General features: G+C 61.3%; 25 protein-coding genes. 14 read left to right on the top strand and 11 right to left on the bottom strand.

Features of this window, described 5'->3' with window-relative positions; translation table 11 throughout:
* Positions 1–3 precede the first annotated feature (3 nt).
* The gene (locus tag P2T68_RS28795) at positions 4–951 is read left to right on the top strand and encodes a hypothetical protein (protein ID WP_193689740.1); all 948 of its coding nucleotides are present in this window, start codon (positions 4–6) and stop codon (positions 949–951) included.
* Between the two features lie 93 nt (positions 952–1044).
* Complete coding sequence (locus tag P2T68_RS28800; RefSeq protein WP_024077027.1) at positions 1045–1425, top strand: helix-turn-helix transcriptional regulator; 381 nt, start codon at positions 1045–1047, stop codon at positions 1423–1425.
* Positions 1426–1600: 175 nt separating this feature from the next.
* Here the strand turns inward: P2T68_RS28800 and P2T68_RS28805 are convergent, their stop codons facing one another.
* The 3 genes from P2T68_RS28805 to P2T68_RS28815 form a co-directional block, all read right to left on the bottom strand.
* Complete coding sequence (locus tag P2T68_RS28805) at positions 1601–2989, bottom strand: amidase family protein (protein ID WP_277378631.1); 1389 nt, start codon at positions 2987–2989, stop codon at positions 1601–1603.
* Positions 2990–3249: 260 nt separating this feature from the next.
* Complete coding sequence (locus P2T68_RS28810; protein ID WP_236645993.1) at positions 3250–3792, bottom strand: hypothetical protein; 543 nt, start codon at positions 3790–3792, stop codon at positions 3250–3252.
* A 322-nt stretch (positions 3793–4114) separates the two neighbouring features.
* Entirely contained in the window at positions 4115–5173 is a 1059-nt protein-coding gene (locus tag P2T68_RS28815) for an MBL fold metallo-hydrolase (protein WP_024077030.1), read from the bottom strand.
* A gap of 123 nt (positions 5174–5296) precedes the next feature.
* Here P2T68_RS28815 and P2T68_RS28820 point away from each other — a divergent pair, with 123 nt between their 5' ends.
* From P2T68_RS28820 to P2T68_RS28835, 4 genes are all read left to right on the top strand, one after another.
* Positions 5297–5917 (top strand): TetR/AcrR family transcriptional regulator, encoded by a 621-nt coding sequence (locus P2T68_RS28820; protein WP_024077031.1) that lies wholly within the window; start codon positions 5297–5299, stop codon positions 5915–5917.
* Between the two features lie 206 nt (positions 5918–6123).
* Complete coding sequence (locus tag P2T68_RS28825; RefSeq protein WP_277378632.1) at positions 6124–7182, top strand: diguanylate cyclase; 1059 nt, start codon at positions 6124–6126, stop codon at positions 7180–7182.
* A gap of 262 nt (positions 7183–7444) precedes the next feature.
* Entirely contained in the window at positions 7445–8764 is a 1320-nt protein-coding gene (locus P2T68_RS28830; RefSeq protein WP_277378633.1) for a PAS domain-containing methyl-accepting chemotaxis protein, read from the top strand.
* Between the two features lie 84 nt (positions 8765–8848).
* Positions 8849–9367 carry a DUF1003 domain-containing protein gene (locus P2T68_RS28835; protein WP_024077034.1) on the top strand — a complete coding sequence of 173 codons (519 nt, stop codon included), beginning with the start codon at positions 8849–8851 and terminating at the stop codon, positions 9365–9367.
* On the opposite strand, the gene P2T68_RS28840 is transcribed toward P2T68_RS28835, so the two are convergent.
* Positions 9364–10248 carry a LysR family transcriptional regulator gene (locus P2T68_RS28840; RefSeq protein WP_277378634.1) on the bottom strand — a complete coding sequence of 295 codons (885 nt, stop codon included), beginning with the start codon at positions 10246–10248 and terminating at the stop codon, positions 9364–9366. The genes P2T68_RS28835 and P2T68_RS28840 overlap by 4 nt on opposite strands.
* Positions 10249–10328: 80 nt before the next feature.
* Between P2T68_RS28840 and P2T68_RS28845 the strand changes: the two genes are divergently transcribed.
* Positions 10329–11036, top strand: coding sequence for a CTP synthase (locus P2T68_RS28845; protein WP_041161004.1), 708 nt, complete (start codon positions 10329–10331; stop codon positions 11034–11036).
* A complete protein-coding gene (locus P2T68_RS28850) occupies positions 11033–11356 on the top strand; it encodes an antibiotic biosynthesis monooxygenase (RefSeq protein ID WP_277378635.1) in 324 nt (107 codons plus the stop codon). The genes P2T68_RS28845 and P2T68_RS28850 overlap by 4 nt, the downstream gene beginning before the upstream one ends.
* 123 nt (positions 11357–11479) lie before the next feature.
* Here the strand turns inward: P2T68_RS28850 and P2T68_RS28855 are convergent, their stop codons facing one another.
* Positions 11480–11803, bottom strand: coding sequence for a DUF2025 family protein (locus P2T68_RS28855; protein ID WP_024077038.1), 324 nt, complete (start codon positions 11801–11803; stop codon positions 11480–11482).
* A gap of 232 nt (positions 11804–12035) precedes the next feature.
* On the opposite strand from P2T68_RS28855, the gene P2T68_RS28860 reads away from it, so the two are divergent.
* The gene (locus P2T68_RS28860; protein ID WP_150056157.1) at positions 12036–13184 is read left to right on the top strand and encodes a glycerophosphodiester phosphodiesterase family protein; all 1149 of its coding nucleotides are present in this window, start codon (positions 12036–12038) and stop codon (positions 13182–13184) included.
* Between the two features lie 87 nt (positions 13185–13271).
* Entirely contained in the window at positions 13272–13580 is a 309-nt protein-coding gene (locus P2T68_RS28865) for a PepSY domain-containing protein (RefSeq protein ID WP_024077040.1), read from the top strand.
* A 153-nt stretch (positions 13581–13733) separates the two neighbouring features.
* Here P2T68_RS28865 and P2T68_RS28870 read toward each other — a convergent pair whose 3' ends face one another.
* Positions 13734–15362 carry a methyl-accepting chemotaxis protein gene (locus P2T68_RS28870; protein WP_277378636.1) on the bottom strand — a complete coding sequence of 543 codons (1629 nt, stop codon included), beginning with the start codon at positions 15360–15362 and terminating at the stop codon, positions 13734–13736.
* Positions 15363–15625: 263 nt separating this feature from the next.
* On the opposite strand from P2T68_RS28870, the gene P2T68_RS28875 reads away from it, so the two are divergent.
* Positions 15626–16645, top strand: coding sequence for a transporter (locus P2T68_RS28875; RefSeq protein ID WP_024077042.1), 1020 nt, complete (start codon positions 15626–15628; stop codon positions 16643–16645).
* A 519-nt stretch (positions 16646–17164) separates the two neighbouring features.
* Positions 17165–18781, top strand: a complete 1617-nt coding sequence (locus tag P2T68_RS28880; protein WP_024077043.1) for an inorganic phosphate transporter — start codon at positions 17165–17167, stop codon at positions 18779–18781.
* 78 nt (positions 18782–18859) lie between these two features.
* On the opposite strand, the gene P2T68_RS28885 is transcribed toward P2T68_RS28880, so the two are convergent.
* The 3 genes from P2T68_RS28885 to P2T68_RS28895 form a co-directional block, all read right to left on the bottom strand.
* On the bottom strand, positions 18860–19834 hold the full coding sequence (locus tag P2T68_RS28885; protein WP_277378637.1) for a biotin-dependent carboxyltransferase family protein: 975 nt from the start codon (positions 19832–19834) through the stop codon (positions 18860–18862).
* Positions 19831–20709 (bottom strand): allophanate hydrolase subunit 1, encoded by an 879-nt coding sequence (locus P2T68_RS28890; RefSeq protein ID WP_024077045.1) that lies wholly within the window; start codon positions 20707–20709, stop codon positions 19831–19833. The genes P2T68_RS28885 and P2T68_RS28890 overlap by 4 nt, the downstream gene beginning before the upstream one ends.
* Before the next feature lie 433 nt (positions 20710–21142).
* Positions 21143–21925 carry a 5-oxoprolinase subunit PxpA gene (locus P2T68_RS28895; protein WP_277378638.1) on the bottom strand — a complete coding sequence of 261 codons (783 nt, stop codon included), beginning with the start codon at positions 21923–21925 and terminating at the stop codon, positions 21143–21145.
* 104 nt (positions 21926–22029) lie between these two features.
* Here P2T68_RS28895 and P2T68_RS28900 point away from each other — a divergent pair, with 104 nt between their 5' ends.
* Positions 22030–22947: a LysR family transcriptional regulator gene (locus tag P2T68_RS28900; RefSeq protein WP_024077047.1), complete on the top strand. Its 918-nt coding sequence runs from the start codon at positions 22030–22032 to the stop codon at positions 22945–22947.
* Here the strand turns inward: P2T68_RS28900 and P2T68_RS28905 are convergent.
* The gene (locus P2T68_RS28905; protein ID WP_277378639.1) at positions 22944–23840 is read right to left on the bottom strand and encodes a LysR family transcriptional regulator; all 897 of its coding nucleotides are present in this window, start codon (positions 23838–23840) and stop codon (positions 22944–22946) included. The two genes, P2T68_RS28900 and P2T68_RS28905, sit on opposite strands and share 4 nt — an antisense overlap.
* A 106-nt stretch (positions 23841–23946) precedes the next feature.
* Between P2T68_RS28905 and P2T68_RS28910 the strand changes: the two genes are divergently transcribed.
* Positions 23947–24705 carry an SDR family oxidoreductase gene (locus P2T68_RS28910; protein ID WP_024077049.1) on the top strand — a complete coding sequence of 253 codons (759 nt, stop codon included), beginning with the start codon at positions 23947–23949 and terminating at the stop codon, positions 24703–24705.
* Here the strand turns inward: P2T68_RS28910 and P2T68_RS28915 are convergent.
* Positions 24604–25116: a multidrug/biocide efflux PACE transporter gene (locus tag P2T68_RS28915; RefSeq protein ID WP_277378640.1), complete on the bottom strand. Its 513-nt coding sequence runs from the start codon at positions 25114–25116 to the stop codon at positions 24604–24606. The genes P2T68_RS28910 and P2T68_RS28915 overlap by 102 nt on opposite strands.
* Positions 25117–25163 lie beyond the last annotated feature (47 nt).

Raw genomic sequence — 25163 nt, forward strand, 5'->3', positions numbered from 1 at the left:
CTCATGAAATTCGACACGGCCTACAGCGTGAGTCTCGACGACAAGCTATCGATCTACGACGTACGAGAGCTGAACTTCGACGAAACCGCCGCGTACGACTCCGACAAGGACCGTTTCCTCTGCCCCAACGACGCCTGCCGCGCAGCCTTTGAAACGGGCAACGTGCTGGGCACGTACAACGCCAAGAACGTCAACTACCAGCGCACCCCGCATTTCAAGAACACGCCCAGCACCGAGCATATCGAGGGTTGCCGCTATGCCAGCAGCCACAAGCCAGCGGCAGGCGAAAGCGACGACGCGCGCGAGGACAACTTCCCATCGGAATTTGTCCTGACCCGGCGTACCTACGCGCGCATCACTCCGGTCGTCGACGCCGAGGGGCAAGCCCCGCAAGCACCCGCGCAAACACCTTCAGGCCGCCCCCCCGCAGCCGTCAGCGCCAGCGACAGCACCCCGGATAAAACCAGCGTGTTCGCCCACCCGGTGGAATGCTATGTGTCGAATATCGACCACAAGGATAAGCTCAAGGCGATGCCGCTGAAGATCGGCGAGCACAGCGCGACCTACTGGGCGTTTTTCAAGAAAATCGAGTACCTGCAGGACAACCACGGCCTGATCTACTGGGGCAAGATCAAAGCGATCAAGGACTACACCAGCAGTTTTCGCATCGACTTTGAAAAGAAGGTCTGGCTCGACAAGAAGCCCTATTCGGTCAACGTCTACCTGAGCAAGAAACTCATCGAGAACTACCGCAAGCGCAAGGCGTTCCTGGAGCAGATCAAGGCCGCGGCCAGCAGCGAACGGCCGCTGTATTGCTTCTTCTACGGGGTGACGCCGGCGCTCAAGCAAGTGCCGAGCAAGAAAAACCCGGAACAGACGTTCGGGGTATTCAGCGCCAATATCGAGAACCTGGACCACCTGATTATTCGGGAAGTGCCGATGCTGGAATAGCAGGTGGTTAAGAATCCAGTTGATGAGCGGTCGAAACAACTGTACAAAAACACAGTATAGTTTGCCTTCCCCGTCGAACCCTGGAGACAACCCATGTCCTCTCTGGCAATGAGCTCTTTCGTAGAACAGCAGATTGTCCTGCATCAATTCACCGCCAAGCACAGCGTCCAGGCCCGCGTGATGCTGGGTTGGAGCCGCGAAGACCTGTCCCGTCAGGCCGGCGTGTCGGTGGCGGCGATTCAACAATTCGAGAACAACGGCGACGTGGACGATGAAACCCGCCTGACCCTGGCGTTTCGCCTGGAGGCGGAGGGGCTGGTGTTTTTCCCTGGGTTTGCGCCGGGATGGGGGATGAGGGCGCGCAGGTTTGAAACCGCACCCGCCGAGCCGGCCTCTAAAGGCATTATGTCGCGGCTGATGGGCTCAACTGCGGCAGCAATCGAGCCACCAACGCCTCAACCGAATGGTGCGTAGAGTCCAGGCGGGTCAGCCATGGAGTCGCCCCAGTCACACAGCGATTTAGAGGCCGGCGGTTTGCTCTTGCAGCAGGCCGATACGCTCATCCCGTGGCCGGGCGACCGTGAACGCTGAATGCACCGGGCCTGCAATTGCAGCGCCCAATGCATCCTGTATCACGCGGGGGTCAGGTTCAGTGGTTGGCGGTCATCTCAACCCCGCCATCGGTCATCGGCGGTGCGGGAGAGAAAGGCGTACCGGGGGTGAAAGCCGGCTCCCTGATCGCCTGCGACACCTGCTCATAGCCATGGGCTACGGACAGTAAGGTGGCCTCGCTGTTGCCCGAACCATAGAAATACAGCGCCGTAGGCATGCCTTCATCATCCATGCCGCTAGGGACTGAAATGCCTGGGTAGCCCGCGGCAGCAGTGAAGTAATAGTTATGGGACAGGAAATTCGACACGATGGCGTCGAGCTTGTGTGCCTTCAACGGGTTATCAATCGTTTGCTGGAAAATCGGAGTAATGGCCTCCCACAGGCTGTCGAGCTCCTCCTGCGGCACCTCCAGGGTGTTGATGAGTTCCAGAAGGTTCTGGTCCGGCTCGCCCGGCAGCCCGTTGCGTTTATTGAATGCGATCAGCTCCGATAGTGATTTGACCGGCAGGCCTTGCCTTCCCGCCAAATAGTCCTCGAGCTGTTTTTTAACGTCGGTAAACAACGCTTCGTTGTAGTCCCGGTAGTTGTCATCAGATATGCCTTCGTCCATTGGCCCCACTGGCACCAGGGTAGCGCCCTCGGACTTGAGCCGTTCAATCGCGTCCTCGAAGTGTTTTCTATCCGCGCGCTTCGCGGGGTCCTTGGCCTCCTCCGGCGTCAGCTCAGGCAATGGTGTGTAGCCAATGCGCTTGCCTTTCAAGGCATCTGGCGTGAGGCCCTCGGTGTACACGGTGGTCTCAGTCATGGCGTTGAGTGCCTCCGCCGCATCACGCACATTACGTGTAAAAGTGCCCACCGAATCCAGGCGCGTACTGGTCATGACGCCCTCCGTGCTGACCAGGCCGGCAGTGGTTTTCATGCCGAAAACACCGTTATAGGCGGCCGGAGCAATAACCGAACCATTGGTCTCAAGCCCCAGCGCCAGCGGAACATGCCCTTGGGCCACCGCCACCGCCGAGCCAGAACTCGACCCTGCCACCGGGCCACCAAGCCGATGAGGGTTGAGCGTCTGCCCACCTCGGGAGCTCCACCCATCTGCCGGCGCTTCGGAGCGAAAGTTGGACAATTCGCTCATGTTGGTTTTACCCACAATGACCATGCCCGCTTTCAGCAGCTGGTCCACGACCTTGGCATTTTTAGTCGCCGGCGCGCCCACCAGGGCTTTTGAGCCAGCACTCGTCTGCATATTGCCTTGGGTTTCAAACACATCTTTGAGTGCCACGGGCACGCCATGCAGATAACTGCGCACCTGGCCGTTGGCACGCTCCTGATCGAGCGCCTTCGCCTCATTCCTGGCGTTGCGGTTGATTTCTAAAAACGCGTTTCCCCCTTGGAGCCCCTGGTCAATATTGGCGATCTGCTTCAACGAATCCTTCACCAACGACTCTGAAGTGCCCCCTGAGTGCTTGGCCATATCCGCTGACATTTCATGGGCGCTCTTGTATCCCTGCCCAGGCTGTGTAAATGCCCGGTAAAGGTCGGCAGCCCATCCCCCGGACGAAGAAGGTATGAACATAAATTCCCCTCGATTGGACGGAACGTGCGAGCTATCGATTGATAACCCGGTACCAGTCTAAAAAGGGCGGTGCTTTCGTCCCCCAGGGTAAATCTTGCAGTCTCGTCCGATTACTCCACCCAAGGTGTGGGCTGTAAGGTGGCCGGTTCCTGTAACAGCAGGCGGTAGCTCTGTGCCAACGCCCTCACGTGATCACGCATCCAGTGGGCGCTATAAAACCAAAGCCTGTTGCCTTCTTCCAGCGGCTCGAAAAGCCCCGGGTAGCCACTTCTGCACGCGGCATGAAACGCGGCACTTCGCCCCTCGGACACCAGGGCATCAAGGCGATTCTCCGTCACGTGTCGATCGATTTCGTTGTGCATGCTGAATTGAAGGCTGTCGTCCACCTGCTCCGCGTCCAGCGCCACCAGTTGCGCCCCCGCCTGGCGCAACTTATCCAAGGCGCGAGCGAAGGAGGCGCTGTGTTCAGCGGGTTCGTATGCATCACCCCGTACATAGCGCCCGGCATACCCTATGCGCCACCCGGTCAATGCCGGTGCCGGGGTAAAAGCACTGTTGTTCAGTACCAGGGGGACTTCCACCATCACCGGCCCCGATGGGTCGACGCCACTTAACGCACTGAGCGATAACGCCGGGTCGCGTACGGTTTTCATCAGCGGGCCCGGCACGTCAAACCGGGGAGTGGGGACGCCGGTTCCCGCTGGCTCAGGTGTGTGAGCAGCGGCACCGAACGTGATGCCGCCCGCGCTGCCGCTCGGTGCATCAGTGGGAGGAACGGAGGGCGGGCAGGTCGCGCCCGAGGGTAACGCTTGCCCCGTTGGGCATGGCACGCATGGGCGCCAGTACTTCCTACACTTGTCTTCCATCAGAACCTGCCCCGAGAAATGAAATTCCCAGGGATCATCGCACCGTCGTCCGGCGCTTGTCGCAACCTCGAAACACCCTGAAAATTCCTTTTTCCAAGTGCGCCGACGTTCAGCCCACGGCGTGTTCCTCAACCGCTTGCGTCTCGACATCCAGCCACCACGCATGACCGCGTTCAGGCATGCTCAAACTGAACGCCTGGCCCATCGGCGGCGTGGTAATCGACACATTGCGCTCCCATGCCAGCGCCATGATGCGGTCGAAGGGTTCGTGCCAGGCATGGAACGCCAGGTCGAAGGTGCCGTTGTGAATCGGCAATAACCAACGGCCCTTGAGGTCAATGTGCGCCTGCAAGGTTTGCTCGGGTTGCATGTGCACATGGGGCCAGTCGACGTTGTAAGCACCGGTTTCCATCAGGGTCAGGTCGAACGGGCCGTAATGTTCGCCGATGCGCTTGAAGCCGTCGAAATAGCCGGTGTCGCCACTGAAAAAGATCCGACGCGCGCCGTCGATCATCACCCAAGAGCACCACAGCGTCTGGTTACTATCAAACAGGCCCCGCCCGGAAAAATGCTGTGCAGGCGTGGCGACCAAATGAATGCCGCCGACCTCCGTGCCCTCCCACCAATCGAGCTGCCGCACTTTACGCGCGTCCACGCCCCATTTGACGAGGATATCGCCCACGCCCAGCGGCGCCAGGAAGGCAGCGGTCTTGTCGGCCAACTGGATGACAGCCTTACGGTCCAGGTGGTCGTAATGGTTGTGGGAAAGAATGACCGCTTCCAAATCAGGCAGTTCTTCAAGAGTGATAGGAGGCTGATGGAAACGCTTGGGACCAGCCCAACTGAAGGGTGACGCGCGCTCGGCGAACACCGGGTCGGTCAGCCAGAACTTGCCGCGCATTTTCAGCAGTACCGTGGAATGCCCCAGGCGAAATACGCTGTGGTCGGGGGCGGCGGACAGTTGCTCGCGGGTCAGCGGTTGCACCGGGATCTGCCCTACTGGCCGCGTGGTGCGCGGCTTGTGAAAGAGCATCTTCCAGAAAATACCCAAGGTTTTGGCAAAGCCGGCGTGCTGCACGGGGGCGCCGTTGCTGAAGCTTCCCGGAGCCTGTTCGGCAGGCTTGCGGGCGACGGGCGCGGGGTCGAGACGGGTTGAGATCGTGGCCATTCCAGAGTGACTCCTACAGACCGCTCATAAGTTACACTGCACAGTGTAGTTTCAAGATTGCAACAAAACCCGGAGCAAGTAAACTACCGAGTGTAATTTTCCTCCTAGAGCCGATCACTGCCCATGACTGCCCCCCAGCGCCTCACCGACCGCAAACGCGAAGCCATCGTGGCCGCCGCCATCGCCGAGTTTCGGGTCAACGGGTTCGAGGTCACCAGCATGGACAAGATCGCCGCCACCGCCGGCGTCTCCAAACGCACCGTATACAACCATTTCCCCAGCAAGGAAGAGTTGTTCGCCGAAATTCTCCACCAACTCTGGGCCAGTAGCGTCGCCCAGCTCGACGTCAGCTACGCCAGCGACCGTCCGTTGCGCGAACAATTGCGCGAGTTGCTCGAAGCCAAGATGAAGATGATGTCGGACGCCAATTTTCTCGACCTGGCCCGGGTTGCCATCGCCGCTACCATCCATTCACCGGAACGCGCCCAGGACATGGTCAACCGCCTGAGCAAACGCGAAGAAGGCTTTACCCAGTGGGTGCGCGCCGCCCAGCAAGACGGCCGACTCAGTTGCAGCGACCCGGCCTTCGCCGCCCACCAGATCCAGAGCCTGCTCAAGGCTTTCGCGTTCTGGCCACAGATCACGCTGGGCCAACCCACCCTTGATGCAGCCAGCCAGGCCAGGGTCATCGAGTCGGCCATCGATCTTTTCCTGGCCGGTTACGAAATCACTGCACAGCGCTGAAGCACTGGCCCCTCCCCACTGTTGCATAAGCGACATCCCTGGTCGTTTTTCAACGATTCCTGCACGGTCTCTCCACAAATGGCTTGGAAGGACACTGATTATTCCCACAGGAATAACTGACAATATTCACCGGACTTATCCGATCAACGGTTAATCGGGCAAACGTGCGCAGCCGTATCAGTGAAAAACAGCTGAACCAGGAATTTATGGAAAACAGACGAGGCAAGGGGCTTTCATTTGCCAAGCGAATCTACAAGCCAAGGATCATCGGCCTGGGCATCGGTTGCATCAGCGTCATCGGCGCGCTGTATCCACTCGCGATGCCGGGCTGGGTATGGGCGTTCCTGCTGTTCAATGGGTTTGCCTGGGCCCATGTGGCGTATCAGCTGTCGACCCGCTCCCAATTCCCCTACCAGGCCGAACAGCGCAACCTGCTGTATGACTCCCTATCGGGCGGCTTCTGGGCCGCGGCCACACAGTTCACGCCACTGACAGCCGTGACCATCCTGTCGATGATGACCATGAACAACGTCGCGGCCGGAGGCCTACGCCTGTTCCTGCGCGGCCTGCTGGCACAAGTGGCGGGGGCGTGTGTGGCCTGGGCGCTGTTCGGCATCCGGTTCAACCCCGATGTCAGCCTGCTGCAGGTCTACACCTGCCTGCCGATGCTGACCCTCTATCCCATGGCCATCGGCATGGTCTGTTATCAACTGGCGATCAAACTGGCGGAACACAAACGTGCCCTCAGTGCCTTGAGCCGCACCGACAAACTGACCGGCCTGCTCAACCACGGTTCATGGAAAGACCTGCTGCACCTCAAGTTCCATAAGTGCCAGTTGCAGCAAAGCCACGCCACCATCGCCCTGATCGATATCGATCACTTCAAGCAGATCAACGACACCCACGGGCATATCATCGGCGACGCCGTGTTGCGGCAATTGGGCCTGGAGCTGCGGCGCCACCTGCGCGAAAACGACCTGGCCGGCCGTTACGGTGGCGATGAGTTCTGTGTGATTCTTCCACAAATGTCGTTGAACGAAGCCGCGAAGGTCATGGAGCACATGCGCGAAACCTTCAGCCGTTATCAGAACCCGCTGATCCCCGAATTGCGCGTCAGCCTGAGCATCGGCCTGGCGGACTTCCAGCCGCTCTTCACCGATGCCGCCATGTGGCTGAATGCGGCGGACCGAGCGCTGTACACAGCCAAAGATACCGGGCGCAATCGCGTCAATGTCAGCAATTACTTGATCGCCCATTCCGCCTGAAGACCTGATGCGGCAGCCCGTCTGACTGCTGCGACACTCCCGAATAGATAGCACAATGCCGCCACCCGTCCGCTAACCCAAAAAAGGTCCTGCCCTGGGTCGAACTTCTGGTCAGGCTGATCACTCTGAACCGGTTGTTCCACCCCGCTGTCGGCACAAGGAAGCTGACAATGAGCACGTCAACCGTGAGGCGAAGCGCCCTACGGAGGCAGGCGCATATTCATGGATACCCCAAGACGCTTGCTTACCCGAGCACCCGAACATGCTATTCAACGCGCATAAAAAAACCATCGACCTCCTGCAACATACCGTCGCGCAACAGGCCTGCCTGCTGAACGCCATCGAGCGCTCCATGGCAGTGATCGAATTCGACCTGCAAGGCACCGTGTTGCGAGCCAACGAGAACTTCCTCAAGACCTTGGGCTATCGCGCCGAGCAGATCGAGGGCCAACCCCACCGCCTGTTCTGCACCCCGGCATACGTCCGCAGCGCCGAGTACAACCAGTTGTGGTCGGACTTGCGCAACGGTCGATTCCAATCCGGCACCTTTGAACGGGTGGGCAACGCCGGCCAGTCGGTGTGGTTGGAAGCCAGCTACAACCCGGTACGCGACGACGCCGGCAAAGTGATCAAGGTGGTGAAGTACGCGATGGATGTCACCCCGCGCCTGCAGGCCGAGAGCGAAGCGGATGCCAAACTGGGCGCTATCGACCGCTCCATGGCAGTGATCGAGTTCAACCTCGACGGCACTATCATCACCGCCAACGACAATTTCCTGCGCCGCATGGGTTACAGCCTGGCGCAGATCCAGGGCAAGCATCACCGCCTGTTCTGCAAACCGGAGTTGGTCAACAGTTCGGCCTACAGTGAATTCTGGCAGCGCCTGAACCAGGGCCAGTTGTTCAGCGGCCAGTTTGAGCGCGTCGATAAAAACGGCCAGACCGTCTGGCTGGAAGCCAACTACAACCCGGTACACGACGCCAGTGGGCGCCTGTGCAAAGTGGTGAAGTTCGCCTCCGACGTCACCGCCATGGTGCAACAGCACGCCGCCGACGCGGCCAGTGCAGCCCAGGCGTACCACATCTCCCTGAACACCCGGGACATCGCGGAAAAAGGCGCCGAAGTGATCCAGCAATCCGCCACTGGCATGCGTGAGATTGCCGCCGACATTGACGGCTCGTCGCAACTGATCGCCAAACTGGGCCAGCGTTCGCAGCAGATCACCGCCATCGTCAACACCATCCGAGGCATCGCTGACCAGACCAACCTGCTGGCGCTCAATGCGGCAATCGAGGCGGCGCGGGCGGGTGAACAAGGCCGTGGCTTCGCGGTGGTGGCCGACGAAGTACGGCAATTGGCGGCGCGCACCAGCGGCTCGACGACCGAGATCTCCAGCATGATCGCGATGATCCAGGACGAGACCCGCCAGGCTATCGACAGCATGGACGGCACGCGTGACCGCGCCGCCCAGGCTGTGGAGTTGGCCAACCGCGCCGGCACGGTGATCCTGCAAATTCGCGAAGGCACCAGTGAGGCGGTACAGGCAGTGAGCGCTTTTGCCAACGAACGCAGCGCCCACTGAATCGGCTCTGGGTTATTCATACGTCAGACAGGTCGCCAGGACTATAGTGAACGCCCGTCTTACCGTTGATGACCCGAGCCCACCATGACGCCAGATAAGCCTGAAACCACCCCCGTCGACCATCGACGTTTCCACCGGCGCCACGATCACCTGGCGCCGACCTTCGGCAACGACACCTTTGCGCTGAAGGCCGAAGCCTTCGCGCGCTTCTTTGGCACGCCGACCTTCCTCGGCGCGCAAACCGCGATCGTGATCTTGTGGGTGGCGCTCAACGTCAGCGGCATCACGCACTTTGACGTATACCCGTTCATCCTGCTCAACCTGGCGTTCAGCCTGCAATCGGCCTATGCCGCGCCGCTCATCCTGCTGGCCCAGACACGCCAGGCCGCCCGCGATAAAGCCCAGTCCGACGCCGACGCGCAGCACCGGGAAGCGCTGGCCGTGGCCAACGCCGAGCGCCAGGCCGAGGCCGCGCGGACCACCAAGCAACTGCTGGAACTGCTGGAGCAGAACACCCGCCTGACGGAAATGACCAAGCAACTGACCGAGCGTATCGAGACCCTGACCTGCGAAATGCATGAGCACTTTGTGCGGAAAACCTAGTGCCCCGGCAACCGCAGGTGCTTCCCCAGCTCATCAAACAGCGTCACCACCGAACGCAACGCCCGGCAATCGGGACGCGTGAGCAGCCATAGCGCCGTGTCGTGCCCTGCCAGCACAGGGCCCAGCGGTTGCAGGTCGCCACCCAGCAGAAAGTCCGGCAACGCCGCCACGCCCAACCCCGCCCGCACCAGCTCGGTGACCGACAACATGCTGTTACAGCGATAACTGGGGCGCACGCCTGGCAAGTGCGCGCGGCGCCAGGCGACGGTGGGGTGATCGGGCAAAAAGTCATCCGGTGCGATCCAGGCCAGGTCGGCCAGGTCACGTCCTGCATGTCGTCGTGCAAAATCGGCGCTGGCACACACCCGATACGTCACGCTGCCAAGGCAGCGTCCTACCAGGTGTTCGGGCGGGGTCTTGGTCAAGCGCAGGGCGATGTCGGCATCGCGGCGGCTGAGGTTGGCGAAATCGTTCGAGGTGCTCAGTTCCAGGGTCAGTGCCGGGTAGTCCGGCATGAACTGCGCCAGTGCCGGCAGCAACAGGCCTTGCAGCACTGAGTCGGTGCAGGTCAGGCGCACCGTGCCGCTGATCACCTCGCCGCCCTGTTCCACGCCAATCCGCGCCGCTTCCAGGGCCTGTTCGGCGCGCTCGGCCTGCTGCGCCAGGTGGCTGGCGAGGCTGGTGGGCAAGTAGCCGGCACGGCTTTTCTCGAACAAGGTCTGGCCCAGCGCGGCCTCCAGGCGCCGTACTGCGCGGAACACCGTCGACACATCCACCCGCAGCAACGCCGCCGCGCGCGCCAGCGTGGCGCCGCGCACCAAGGCAAGGATCAGCGACAGGTCGTTGTAGTCGAGTCGATAGTGCGTGGCTGCATTGAGCATATGGGGAAATGCCAATATTGATTGCGTGAGCGCCAATCTATAGTGCGCCTCAGGACACCACAAGCCATGGGATGCACCCGATGAAAACCACCGCCCTGCACCTCGCCCTGATCGGCGATTACAACCCCGACGTTATCGCCCACCAGGCGATTCCCCTCGCCTTGCAACAAGCCGCCGACACATTGGGCCTGAAGGTTCACGTGCAATGGCTGGAGACGGACACCCTTGGCCCCCATCAACCGTTGCAGGGTTTCGATGGTTTCTGGTGCGTGCCTGCCAGCCCCTACCGCGACACCGACGGTGCGCTACGGGCGATCCGGTTTGCCCGCGAGCAACGTCGGCCGTTCCTCGGTACCTGCGGCGGTTTTCAACACGCAGTGCTGGAATACGCCCGCAACGTGCTGGACTGGGCCGACGCCGAACACGGTGAACTGGCGCCGAAGGCCCGGCGCGCAGTGATCACGCCACTGAGTTGCGCTCTGGTCGAGGCCTCTGACACGGTGCGCCTGGCGCCCTACACGCGCATCGCCCAAGCCTACGACAGCCTCGATATCGAGGAAGGCTATCGCTGCCGCTACGGCATCAACCCCGAGTTCGCCGACGCGCTGCTGGAAGGCAACTTGATTGCCAGCGGGCATGATTCGGCGGGCGACCTGCGCGCGGTCGAGTTGCTGGATCATCCGTTCTTCGTCGCCACCCTGTTCCAGCCGGAACGCGCGGCGCTCAAGGGCATCACGCCGCCCTTGGCGATTGCGCTGCTGAAGGCTTGCCAGGAGGTCTCGGCATGATCGCCAACACCCCCGCCCCACCTTATTACGCCGTGATTTTCAGCTCACTGCGCACCGATGGTGATCACGGTTACGGCGAAGCCGCCGCCCGCATGCTGCAACTGGCGCGCGAGCAACCGGGTTTTCTCGGGGTGGAATCGGCCCGGGAGGATGGCCTGGGGATCACCGTGTCGTACTGGCGCAGCGAGGCCGACATCCTCGCCTGGAAGCAGCAGGCCGAGCACCGGGCAGTGCGTGAACAAGGACGCGCCACCTGGTACTCGGCGTTTCAGACAAGGGTGTGCAAGGTGGAACGGGCCTACGCATTCCAGGGCCAGTAACCTTCGTATCGCCTGGTTCTCTGTGGGGCAGGCTTGTTGTGGCAATCGGGGCCTTTTGTGGTGTGGAGGGCCTACTGTGGCGAGCGGGCTTGCCACAACAAGCTCGCTTACCGCTTATGCCGTCTAGCTCACCAGGCTGCGTAATGCGCTGATCTGCGGAATCTCCACGCGCCGCATATACACACGCAGCGGTTCGCTGATGTTGATGCGGTCGTCGATATTCTGGTCCAACAGCAACTGGATACGTTCGCGCGACAGCGTCATGGTCTGCTCAGGGGCCGGCAACCAGACGAATTCCGCGGTAGGAATGATGCCGTCATCGGCCACGTCCATGCCGAAGGAGTCTTCGCTGAAACGTACGATGTATTGGCCGGTCTTGCGGTTCAGGCCGACAAATCCGCGGAGTTGATCGGCAGCCTGGCAGATAAGCTCGGAGGTGATGCGCATGGTAAACCTCACTGAAAAGTCCCACAGGGACTGGAAAGATGGTTTACACGCGTGGCAGAAAGGACTGCCCTCTAACGGGGCAGTTCGCAGCAAGAGTACTGCAATGTATCGCAAAAAAACCGAGAAAATTGGCGCGTGCGCACGTTAATGTCGGTTTGGTGATAGCGCCGTTCGCAATCAATTGTTAAAAAGGAGGCCTTCTCAAAGCTACCTCCACGAAAGGATTTCGCATATGCCTGTCACGTTTACCAACGGCCCGGCGCCCGCCACCCTAGGGGGCGTGCTGCTCGCCCTGATGCTCGGCGTGGCCCCTGTACAGGCTGCCGACCCGATCAGCCCGGCTGAATTGGCAACTAACGAAGGCATTCCCCACCCTGCCGTGATCGCCCACCGTGGCGCCTCCTACGACGCCCCTGAATCCACCGCCGCGGCCTACAAGGTGGCGCGAGACCTGGGCGCCGACTACCTGGAAATGGACCTGCAGCGCAGCAAGGACGGCGTGCTGTTCGCCTTGCACGACAACAACCTGCAACGCACCACCGACGTGGCCACCAAATTTCCCGAGCGCAAGGACGCCCCGGCCAACGAGTTCACCTGGAAAGAACTGCAAACCCTCGACGCCGGCAGCTGGTTCAATGCCGCCTACCCGGATCGCGCCCGTCCCGGCTTCGTCGGCCTGAAAATCCAGAGCCTGGACGACATCATCAAGATCGCCGAAGGCAACCCGCAGCACAAACCCGGCCTGTACATCGAGACCAAGGAGCCCAAGCAATTCCCCGGTATCGAAGCCGACCTGAAGAACAAGCTGCTGGACAAAGGCTGGCTGAGCTCCGCCGGCTCCAAGCTGGGCAAGAGCAACACCGGCGTCGGCCAAGGCAAGGGCCGCGTGGTGTTGCAAACGTTCGAGACCGCCAGCCTCAAAGAGCTGCAGAAAGAAATGCCGAACACCCCGAAGATCCTGCTGTTGTGGGTGGGTGAAGGCAGCATCGAGCCTAAGTCCAAAGTCACCTTCGCCGAATCCGGCGAGCCGACCAAGGCGGCCTACTACGCCAAGCAAGAGCCGAAAGACTTTGCCGAGTTCGAAAAGTGGGTCGACGAAGCCAAGAGCCTGGGCGCCATCGGCACGGGCCCTTCGGCCGAACTGACGGCCCACGGCGACCAGAGTTACACCGACCTGGTCAAGCCTGAAATGAACAAGCTGACCCACGACAAGGGCCTGCTGGTGCACGTCTACACCGTGGATGAGCCCGTGGACTTCGAGAAAGTGATGAAAGCCGGTGTCGATGGCATCTTCACCAACCGCGCAGCCGAACTGCTGAAGTTCTACAAGCGCTGGCCGTCGTCCAGCGTGCAGGACCTGCTGAACGACTATAAGTACTGAGTGAGTCAGTTTGCCATTAAGGATGAGTTAAGTTGCGCTGGTTAATCTGGCGCCACTTAAACAGCTCAACAAAGAAGGACACACACGATGAAAACCCTGACTGCCCTGTTCGCCGCCACTGCCCTGACCCTGACCGCCGGCCTGGCCCAGGCGGATGTTCGCCCGGATCACATTGAAGGCCTGCTCAAGTCCGGTGCCGTGAAGCCTTTCGAGCAACTCAATGCCGCCGCGCTGGCCAAGCACGCAGGTGCCAGCATCACCGACACCGAGCTGGACCACAACAAAAGCGGTGTACTGGTCTACGAAGTCGACCTGACCGACACCGCCGGCAAGAAGTTCGAAGTGAAACTCGACGCCAAGACCGGCGCCGTGTTGGAAGACAAACTCGACACTTGAGTCAACCCTTGAAAAAACCGCGCCACCTTTAGGTGGCGCGGTTTTTTTATGGGCGTTCATCCATCTACCTGCTGGTCACTGCCCTTCATCGCCGCAACCATGACGGCCCGGAGCCGCTCAGCGCGCAGAGGGCGCAAGGCCGTTTCAGCCTGATCAGGCGCTCAGGCGCGCCGTCACCTCGTTCAACTCGCCGGACAAGCCGCGCAAGTTGTGGCTCGCCGCTTCGGTGCGCTTCACGTTGTCGAGGTTGGTCGTGGCCACGGTGGTGATCTGGGTGATATTGCGCGAAATGTCTTCGGCCACCGACGTCTGTTCCTCGGCCGCCGTGGCAATCTGACGGTTCATGTCGCGAATCGCTTCCACCGCCTGGGTGATGTGAGCGAGCATCGCGCCGGCCTGGGTGACTTTTTCCACGCTGTCATCACTGCACGACTGGCCCGTGACAATCGCCTCGGCCGCATCCACCGCACCGGTTTGCACGGCCTGGATAATCTGGTTGATCTCGATGATCGACGCCGCCGTGCGTTGCGCCAGGCTGCGCACTTCATCAGCCACCACCGCAAACCCACGCCCCGCCTCGCCCGCCCGTGCCGCTTCAATCGCCGCGTTAAGCGCCAGCAGGTTGGTCTGCTCAGCGATCCCGCGAATCACTTCCAGCACTTTGCCGATGCGCACACTGTCGGTTTCCAGGCGGCGAATGATCGTACCGGTGTTGAGGATTTCATCGCGCATCTGGCCGATGGTGGCGATGGTGACTTTCATCACTTCGCCGCCCTCGCGGGCTGAATGGTCGGCCTCATCGGCCGCGCGCGAAGCACTGGCGGCGTGGCGCGCCACTTCCTGCGCGGTGGCCGACATTTCGGTCATGGCCGTGGCCACCTGGTCGGTGCGATTGAATTGTTCATGGGTGCCGGTCGCCATCTGCCCGGCGATCGAGTTCAACTCGCCGCTGGCGTTGACCAGATCGGTGGCACTGCGTTGCAGGCGGCTGAAGGTTTCGGCCAAAAAGTCGCGCAAGGTATTCGCAGCAGCGGCCAGGTGCCCCAGTTCGTCTTGACGGCGGCTGGCGACGCGCTCGGCAAATCGACCATGGCTCAGTTGGGTCACGTAGTCGATCAGGCCACGGATCGGCAGGATCAGGTTGCGGTTGATCAACCACAGGCTGAACAAACCAATCAGTACACCGGACAGCAGCATGATCGCCAGGCCCACCAGTACCGTGCGTTCGGCATAGGCGCTGATGGCCTGGGATTGCTGGGTGCCTTGGGCCCGCAGGTCGCTGACCAGGGCGCTCATCTGCTCACTGGCGGAGCGGTCCACGCCCTTGACCGCCGTATCACCGGCGACCGGGTCGGCACCCGCGGCCACATAGGCATCACGGCCCTTCTGATAGGCGACGCCGAGTTGCTGGTGTTCCTGACGCAGGGTTTCAATACGCCGGCTAAGGGCCGGGTCGCTGTTGGTCTGGGTCACCAGCCGCGTCAGAATGCCTTGGACATCGTGCTGCCGGTCCTGGAATTGGCTCCAGTACTTCTCCAACTCCTGAGGCTGCTTGCCGCGCAACAGCACGTTTTTCCATTCCTGCACCTGCACCTTGAATTGCAGGTTGGCTTCATCGATCAACTGTGAGGTCAGCAACGGCCCTTCAAGCAAACTGCGATAGCTCTGTACCCCGCTGGAGAGGAAGTTGAAACAGGCCAGGGCAATCAAAAGCATCGCCAACAGGCTGCCACCGAGCAACGACAGGATTTGTGCTCTCAAGGAAGTTCGCAAAAGATTCATTGGGGGGAATTCTCGATACAAAGAAAATAGGGTGCATGCACGCCTCAACTTCCCTGTCATAAAAGGCACGCCTGGGCGTAGGGTGCTTATGTGCTGGATCGGCTGTCCTAGACGCTTCTTGAGCCTATCGGACCGATGGTCAAAAAAGTGTCTTAATTATGCTCGCCCCCTTCAAACGGTCACAAAACTGTCAAATATCCTTGCAATGATTCGCCCACGCGAACCTGTGAAACGTCCTACAGGCGCTTTCTTTGCGAGCCGCCATGAACCACAGCATCGACCACAGCCACCAGGATCCTGATCTGTTTGGCTTGCTTTACGGTTTTCGTTTTCGCCCCGGTGAAAAGGGTGAGCAGATTGATTCAGCCACGGCCTTGCAAGCATTACAGCAACCGGGCGACCCGGAAGAATTCCTCTGGCTGCACCTGAACCTGGCCCACGCCGCGTGCGAGCGCTGGATGCAGGCGCATCTGGATTTACCGGAAGAGTTCTTCGAAGCCTTGCACGAAGGCTCGCGCTCCACCCGTATCGAGCACGTCGACTCGGCCTTGCTGGCGGTGGTCAACGACGTGGTGTTCAACTTCAGCAGCATGGTCTCGTCGGATATTTCCACACTGTGGGTGTGCGCCCGCAGCCGGCTGTTGATCAGCGCACGTCTGCAACCCCTGCACTCGGTGGATAAACTGCGTTCTTCGGTGAAGGCCGGCGAACGCTTTCGCTCGCCCTCGGAGCTGCTGGTACACCTGCTGCGCGACCAGGGCGAAGTGCTGACGCAGATCGTGCGCAAGACCAGCATCAGCGTCGACCATATCGAAGATCAGCTACTGTCCTCGCGCCTGTCCACCAACCGCGCCGAACTGGGGGCCGCACGCCGGGTGCTGGTGCGCCTGCAACGCTTGCTGGCGCTGGAGCCCGGCTCGTTATTGCGCCTGCTCAACCGCCCACCGCAGTGGCTGCAAAAGGAAGACGTGAAGGAGCTGCGCAAGTCCACCGAGGAGTTCGCGCTGATCATCAACGACCTGACGGCCCTGGGTGAGCGGATCAAGCTGTTGCAGGAAGAGATCGCCGCCAACCTCAACGAACAAAGCAACCGCACGCTGTTCACCCTGACCGTGGTGACCGTGCTGGCGTTACCGATCAATATCATTGCCGGTTTTTTCGGCATGAACGTCGGCGGCGTGCCGCTTTCCCAGGACCCGGAGGGCTTCTGGATCCTGGTGGCGCTGGTCGCGACCTTCACGCTGATCGCCGGGCGCTGGGCGTTCCGCAAATTTTCAAACTGAAATGCTATCAATCACGCTGAACGCCCGGCATCTAGGGCTGTTGTGGCGAGCGGGCTTGTCCTAATGCCGTTCAGTTAAGCGTACATCGCCTTCTGTAGGAGCGAGCTTGCTCGCGAAAAACGTCAACGATAACGCGTGTTTCCTGAGTGAACGCGGCGCCTGTGAGTTCTTCGCGAGCAAGCTCGCTCCTACAAAAAAGCCTTAACTGAACGGCATTAGGGCTTGTCCCGCGTTGGGCTGCGTAGCTGCCACAGTCGAGAAGAACGCGGTGTATCAGCCACTCCGTGGCGGCTGGTTTTGGGGCTGCTTCGCAGCCCAACGCGGGGCAAGCCCGCTCGCCACAGGGCGATTTGTCAGGGGCTGAAAAGGTGCGTAGGTACCCATCCCTCCCACATTGGCTCCCCAGCGTTTTATAGACCAGCGGCACACCCGATTACCTAAACAATGACCTGCGGCAGCATCGCTGTAACATTCTGCAACGAACATGCACGACATCCTCACAACACTGGATGCTCCGGCATGGCCACCCCTTCCCTGACTGCCTCCACGCATACGTCATCGATTGATACCCAACCCCGGCTCGACAAGAAACCCGGCCTGCTGACGGTGATCATTTTCTTTGCCGTGCTCGCCATGGGCCTGTTGTTCACCGCCTACAGCCTGATGCGCGACATGCACGAACTGGGCACCGTCGTTACCACCTGGACCCCGTTTCTGCTGTTGGGCGTGGCACTGTTGATCGCCCTGGGTTTCGAGTTCGTCAACGGTTTCCACGACACCGCCAACGCCGTGGCCACGGTGATCTACACCAACTCGCTGCCGCCGCAATTTGCGGTGGTGTGGTCGGGCTTTTTCAACTTCCTCGGCGTGCTGCTCTCCAGCGGCGCGGTGGCGTTCGGCATCATTGCCCTGCTGCCGGTCGAGCTGATTTTGCAGGTGGGTTCCTCGGCCGGTTTCGCGATGATCTTCGCCCTGCTGATCGCGGCGATCCTGTGGAACCTCGGCACCTGGTGGCTGGGGTTGCCGGCGTCTTCATCCCACACCCTGATCGGCTCGATCATCGGTGTCGGCGTGGCCAACGCCCTGATGCACGGGCGTGACGGCACCAGCGGCGTGGATTGGAGCCAGGCGATCAAGATCGGTTATGCACTGCTGCTCTCGCCGTTGATCGGCTTCGTCTTTGCCGCACTCTTGCTGCTGGCCCTGCGTGTCTTCGTGAAAAACCGTGCACTGTACAAGGCGCCCAAAGGCGACACCCCGCCGCCCTGGTGGATTCGCAGCATGCTGATCGTCACCTGCACCGGTGTGTCGTTCGCCCACGGCTCCAACGATGGGCAAAAAGGCATGGGCCTGATCATGCTGATCCTGGTTGGCACCTTGCCGATGGCCTATGCGCTGAACCGCACCATGCCCGCCGAACAGTCGTTGCAATTTGCGGCGGTGGCCGAAGTGACCCAAGTGGCGCTGATGAAAAGCGCGCCGCAGGCGCTGGCCGGCGACCCGCGGCCGATCCTGTCGACCTATGTGACTACCAAGCAGGCCACGCCCGAGCTGATCCCGGCCCTCGCCGCCCTCGCCGGCCAGATCGGCGATGAAGTCAAAGGCTACGGCTCCCTGGCCAAAGTCCCCGCCGAAGCCGTCGGCAACGTGCGTAACGACATGTACCTGAGCAGTGAAACCATTCGCCTGATGGACAAGGACAAGGTCGGCCATTTCGACGCCGATACCCAGGGCAAGCTGCAACTGTTCAAGCAACAGATCGACAATTCCACCCGGTTTATTCCGCTGTGGGTGAAGATCGCCGTGGCCATCGCCCTGGGGCTTGGGACCATGGTCGGCTGGAAGCGCATCGTGGTGACCGTGGGTGAGAAAATCGGCAAGACCCACCTGACATACGCCCAGGGCGCCTCGGCCGAGACCGTGGCGATGCTGACCATCGGCGCCGCGGATATGTTCGGGTTGCCGGTGTCGACCACCCATGTGTTGTCGTCCGGTGTGGCGGGGACCATGGTGGCCAATGGCGGCGGTTTGCAGATGAAGACCATCCGCAATTTGCTGATGGCCTGGGTGTTGACGTTGCCCGCGGCGATTGTGCTATCCGGTAGCCTGTACTGGCTGTTCACCAAACTCTTCTGACACACCATCGATGCACAATGTGGGAGGGGCGGTGCGACGATTCGACGTGCTCCCTCCCACATTTGGACGTGTGCTGTGTCAGTTGTTGAAGAGCCCGGCCATCGCATTCAGCCGTTTCTTGTACACCCGCCGCGCCTCCAGCGCCTCTTCCAAGGTCACCGCCACAAACCCCGCCCGCTGGTTCGGCTGCATCTGCCCGATCAGGTCCAGGTCGGCACTGATCACCGTGCCGATCATCGCGTAACCACCGCCGGATACCGCATCGCGGTGCAGCACAATCGGCTCCAGACCGGCCGGTACCTGGATCGAGCCAATGGGGTAGCAACTGTCGACGATATTCGACGGGTCAGACCCGGCCCCGAACGGCTGCTCCCGTGGCTGGAAGCTCAAGGCACTGCCGCCCTTGAAGCGATAGCCGATGCGGTCCGCTTCGGAACCCACCGTCCACGGTTCGGCAAAAAAGCTGCTTTTTGCCCCATCGCTGAGGCGTTCGTAATACAGCCCCGGCACCACGCGCAAGGTCACATCGCCACCGACCGAACGACGCAACGCCATCGGCAAACTGTTGCCCGCCCGCCCCTGTCCGCTGGCTGGGCCGATGGGCAATTCATCGCCTGCCTGCAAGCGCCGCCCGTGAAACCCACCCAGCGCACCAAGGGTGTAAGTGGAACGGCTGCCGAGCACCACCGGCACGTCGATCCCCCCGGCGACCGCCAGGTAGGCCCGGGCGCCCGCCTTCGGAAATTCAAAGCGCAACACCTGCCCCGCGCGTACAAGGAAGGCGGTGTCCTGATGCACCACTTCGCCGTCCAGGCGTGGCGACATCAGGGCGCCGCTGATGGCCACCAGCGCGTCCTGTTGAAACGCCAGTTCGGGGCCGATCAACGTGCATTCCAGCCCCGCCGCGCCGACCGGATTGCCCACCAAGTGGTTGGCCGCGCTCAACGCGTACTGGTCCAGCGCGCCCGACGGCGGGATGCCCAGGTGGTAATAACCTTCACGGCCCAGGTCCTGTACGGAGGTGGCCAGGCCGGGTTTGAGGACCTTGATCATGCCAGCGCCTCCTGCAGGGTTTTCGGGTAGCCGATGGGGTCGGCGAGAAACGCATCGAGAGAAAACTCCACCGGGCGGATGCGCAGGTCGAAACGCCCAGCGTCCACCTCGGCGACGGCCAGGTCGTAGGCCGTGCGGTCGATGGGTTTGAACTGCACGATATCGCCGGGGCGGAAGAACACCATGTGTTCCTGAAGGTAAGCCAACTGCTGCGCCGGGTCGTAGATCGGCGCCGGGGTTACGCCGAACATCTGATAACCGCCGGCGCCGCGCACCGAGTAGATGCAACCGAAACAGCCACCGTGGCCAAGGGTCAGTTTTGGCGTGTCGGTACGCGGGCGCAGGTACTTGGGCACCTGCAATTGCCGCGCGCGCTCGACCATCTGGAACATGAACGGCAAGCCCGCGACAAAGCCGACCATCGACACAAACCACGGCGCGCCACTGTGGGCGGCGATAAATGCGTCGACATCCGCCAGGCCATTGATGCGCGCGGCGTACTCCAGGTCGGTGCCGCTGGGGTCCTGGTGGCGATCGCGAAAACGCATCAGGGTTTCATGGGTCCAGGGGTCGTTGTACAGCACCGGGATTTCGATGATGCGCGTGTGCAAGGTGCGTTCGGCCACCGCCTGGGCTTCGGCGCTTTGCACCGCGTCGAGCAGCACATGGGGCGCGATGCGGTCGGGGTCGAAGCGAATCTGGAACGAGGCATTGGCCAGGCATACATCCAGCACGCCATCCAGGGCCAGGCGCTCCACGGCGCGGGTCACGGCCATGCCCTTGAAAAAAGCCTCCAGGGACATGCTGTCGCTGACCTCGGCAAACAGGTGTTCATCCGCGCCGAAGCTGTAGCGGATTGGGGATGTTTCAGCCATGTCTGTTCCTCTTGGAATCATTGTAGAAAGGCAGGCAAAAAAAAATGATCTGTGGCGAGCGGGCTTGGTGTGTGAGCGAGTCAGTTGTGGCGAGCGGGCTTGCCCCGCGTTGGGCTGCGTAGCGGCCCCAATCCAAAGACACTGTGCAGTGTCAGGTAAAACTCGGCCGTCTGATCTCAGGGCCGCTACGCGCCCCAACGCGGGGCAAGCCCTAATGCCGTTCAGTTAAGCGTACATCGCCTTCTGTAGGAGCGAGCTTGCTCGCGAAAAACGTCAACGATAACGCGTGTTTCCTGAATGAACGCGGCGCCTGTGAGTTTTTCGCGAGCAAGCTCGCTCCTACAAAAAAGCCTTAACTGAACGGCATTAGGGCAAGCCCGCTCGCCACATCAAGCCCGTTCACACACCAAGCCAACTGCCACACCCAGCCTGCTCATACCTCAAGCCTGTTCACCACAGCAAGCCCGTTCACTACCGCTATGCCAGCCTGGTCCAACGCTTCACGGGTGGCTTCCACCAGTTCCAGGGCGCCGGGGGTGTCGCTGTGCAGGCAGATGGAGTCGAACTCAATAAACAGGTCTTCGCCTTCTACGGTCCGCACCAGCCCCGTCTGACACGCACGCAGGACGCGGGCTGCGACAGTGGCCGGGTCCAGCGCACGTACGTGGCGGGTAAACACAATGGAGCCCGTGAGGTCGTACTCACGGTCGGCATAAAACTCGCGCACCACCGGCTGCCCCAGCTCCTTGGCCACGCGCCAGATCACCGAATTGGGCATGCAATACAGCAGCAACGTTGGCTCGATGATTTGCAGGTTTTGTACCAGCAGCCGCGCGGCTTCTTCGTCGCGGGCCAGGTGCATGTAGAGCGCGCCGTGCGGCTTGATATGTTGCAGCGTCACACTCTGGGCACGGGCGATTTCACGCAGGGCGCCCAGTTGGTAGAGCATGTCGTCGACCAGCTCCTGGGCCGGCGCCTGGATATGCCGACGGCCGAAGCCCACCAGGTCACGAAAGCCGGGGTGCGCACCAATAGCCACCCCCAGTTGCTTGGCGCGCGCGACGGTGCGACGCATGGTGCCGGGGTCGCCGGCATGGAAGCCGGTGGCGATATTGGCCGAGCTGATGTAGGCCATCAGTTCCGCGTCAACGCCGTCGCCAATGGTCCAGGGGCCGAAGCCTTCGCCCATGTCTGAATTGAAATCCACTGCCTGCATCGAGGTCGCTCCGCCAAAAGGTGATGCTCGAAAGTAGGCTGCGGCTTGACCCCTTGGGAAGATCTATTATCAGATGATCTATCTTCTGAAAATCAGATAAAGCTATGTCCCTGACCTTGCGCCAAATTCGCTATTTCGTCGCCACCGCCGAAATCGGCCAGATTTCCCAGGCGGCGATTCACTTGAACATCTCCCAGTCTGCCGTGACCACGGCGATCAAGGAGCTCGAAGCCCTGCTCGGCGTGCAGTTGTTCGTACGCTCGGCCCAGGGCATGAGCCTCACTGACGCCGGGCGGCATTTTCTCAACCGTGCCTATGTGATTGTGCGCAGTGTCGACGACGCACTGAACAGCCCCCTGCCCGACTACCGCGCCAGCGGCGTATTGCGGGTGGCGGCCAGCTACACCGTGCTGGGATATTTCCTGCCGCACCACTTGCAACGCATGGAGCACTGGCACCCGGACGTGAGCATCGAGGTGTTCGAACAAGAGCGCCAGGCCATTGAGCAGGGCCTGCTCGACGGCCGGTTTGATATGGCCGTGGTCCTGACCGCCAACCTCACCCACCCGGATATCGTCTCGGAAATCCTCTTCAATTCGGAACGCCGCCTGTGGCTGCCCAGCCATCACCCATTGTGCGAACGTGGCGCCGTGAGCCTGGCAGATGTGGCCCGCGAGCCGTACATCCTGCTCACCGTCGACGAGGCCGAACACAGCGCCATGCGCTACTGGGAACAGGCCGGGCAAACGCCCCAGGTGCGGCTGCGCACCAGCTCGGTGGAGGCGGTGCGCAGCATGGTCGCCAACGGCAGCGGCGTGGCGATCCTGTCGGACCTGGTGCATCGGCCCTGGTCCCTGGAAGGCAAGCGCATCGAAACCCTGACCGTGACCGACCCGGTGACGCCCATGAGCGTCGGCCTGGCCTGGCACCGCGAACGGGCGTTTACCCCGGCGATGCAGGCGTTCCGCGATTACTTCCACGACGCGTTCCTGGCGCCGCAGCAGCTGTCGGCACGGCGTTAGAGTTGGCCTTGCAGGGTCGCGGCCAACCAGTCCATGAACACCCGCACCCGCAGCGGTAAATGGCGCTGCCCGGCATAGAGCAGAGACACGTCCAACGGCGGCGCCGGATAGTCCGGCAACACCGCCACCAACTCACCACTGGCCAACGCCTGCGCCATGCCCAGGGCCGGCACCTGGATGATCCCGAAGCCGCCCAGGCAGGCCGACGTGTAGGCATCGGTGCTGTTGACCGTGACCCGCCCGGCCATGGGCAGGCGGTGCACCTTGTTGCCCTGCTGGTATTCGAACCCCATCGAGCGCGAACCCAGCGGGCGCACGTAATGCACCAGGTGGTGATCGGCCAGGTCGGCCAAGGTCTTCGGCACGCCGTAGCGTTGCAGGTAGGTGGCGCTCGCACAGTTGATCATCGGCAGGCTGCACAACCGTCGCGCCACCACGGACTGGTCCGGCTGCGCGCCCACGCGCAGCACGCAATCGAAGCCCTCGGCGAGCAGGTCGACCTGACGGTCGGTGCAGCTGATTTCCAGCTCGATCAACGGGTGCGCGTCCATGAAGGGCGGCAGGCGCGGCAGGATCAGGTCACGCGCCATCACGTTGGGCAGGTCCAGCCGAATACGCCCGGCCAGTTGCGCTTCCTCCTGGCGAAACAGCCCTTCCAGTTCCTCCATGTGCGCGAGCAGATCCTTGCTGCGCTCATACAGCACACGCCCGTCCTGCGTGGCTTGCACCGTGCGCGTGGTGCGTTGCAGCAACCGCGCGCCGAGCAGTTCTTCCAGCGCCTGCACATGCTCGGACACCGTCGAACGCGGCAAGCCCAGGCTCTCGCCAGCGCCGGTGAAACTCGACAGCTCGGTGACGCGTACGAAGGTGCGCAACAGTTCGAGTTTGTTCATGGGATTGTTCGCCTGATCCGACCAGTGATTCCGATTCACTGCTGTTTATCACGTTATAGGCGCACAAATACACTGTGCGCCACCATCCCATCCAGAGGCATTCATCATGACCCGCAAAATCGCATTGATCACCGGCGCCAGCCGCGGCCTGGGTAAAAACGCCGCGCTGCACCTGGCGGCACAAGGCGTGGACATCATCGGCACTTACCACAGCAAAGCGGAGGAAGCGCAGGCTTTGGTCGCGCAGATCGAACAATTGGGTGGCCGCGCGGCCATGCTGCAACTGGATGTCAGCCAGAGCGCGAGCTTCAGTCAGTTTGTTGGCGAAGTGGCTGGCGTGCTCAAGGATGTGTTCGCACAGGAGCGCTTCGATTTTCTGATCAATAACGCGGGGATTGGCATTCACGCCAGCTTTGCCGAGACCACCGAAGCCCAGTTCGACCAACTGGTGGCGATCCAATTCAAGGGCCCGTTTTTCCTGACCCAGCAGCTGTTACCGTTAATCCGCGACGGCGGCCGCATCCTCAATGTGTCCAGCGGCCTGGCGCGCTTCAGCCTGCCGGGTTACGCCGCCTACGCGGCCATGAAAGGCGCGATGGAAGTGCTGACCCGCTACCAGGCCAAGGAGCTGGGCGCACGCGGCATCAGCGTCAACATCCTGGCCCCGGGCGCCATTGAGACCGACTTCGGCGGCGGCGCCGTGCGTGACAACGCCAGCCTCAATGCGATGGTCGCCAACAACACCGCCCTGGGCCGTGCGGGCCTACCGGATGACATCGGCGGGGCGATTGCCAGCCTGCTCGCCGACGGCAGCCACTGGATCACCGGCCAGCGCATCGAGGCGTCGGGCGGCATGTTTCTGTAGGAGCTTCTCGCGCAGCACGTCATAGCCCCAGTGATACACATAGGTGTACGGCAGGAAAAACAGCAGTACACCTATGTCGAGGATAAACGCCTGCACCAGGCTGATATTCAGCCAGGCGGCAATCAGCGGCACACACACCAGAATCAAGCCCCCTTCAAACATCAAGGCATGCAGCCCCCGGGTCCAGGCGTTGTTGGCCAGGTGCCAGCGCGTCTTGAGGCGGTCGAACAGGCCATTGAAAATCACGTTCCAGGTCAGCGCCAACAGGCTGATCGCCAGGGTGACCATGCCCATTTCCAGGGCCGGTTTATCCATGATCCACGCCAGCAACGGCGTGCAAATCAACAACGCCAGGGCCTCGAAACCAATGGCCTGGCACACACGTTCAGTAATCGACTTGGTAGGGTTCATAACCCGGCTCCGTGAGTGACGATGGTTGCCATCATTACCCCTTGGCT

The organism is Pseudomonas sp. G11, from assembly GCF_029457515.1.
In the GTDB taxonomy this organism is placed as follows: Bacteria; Pseudomonadota; Gammaproteobacteria; order Pseudomonadales; family Pseudomonadaceae; genus Aquipseudomonas; species Aquipseudomonas gorinensis.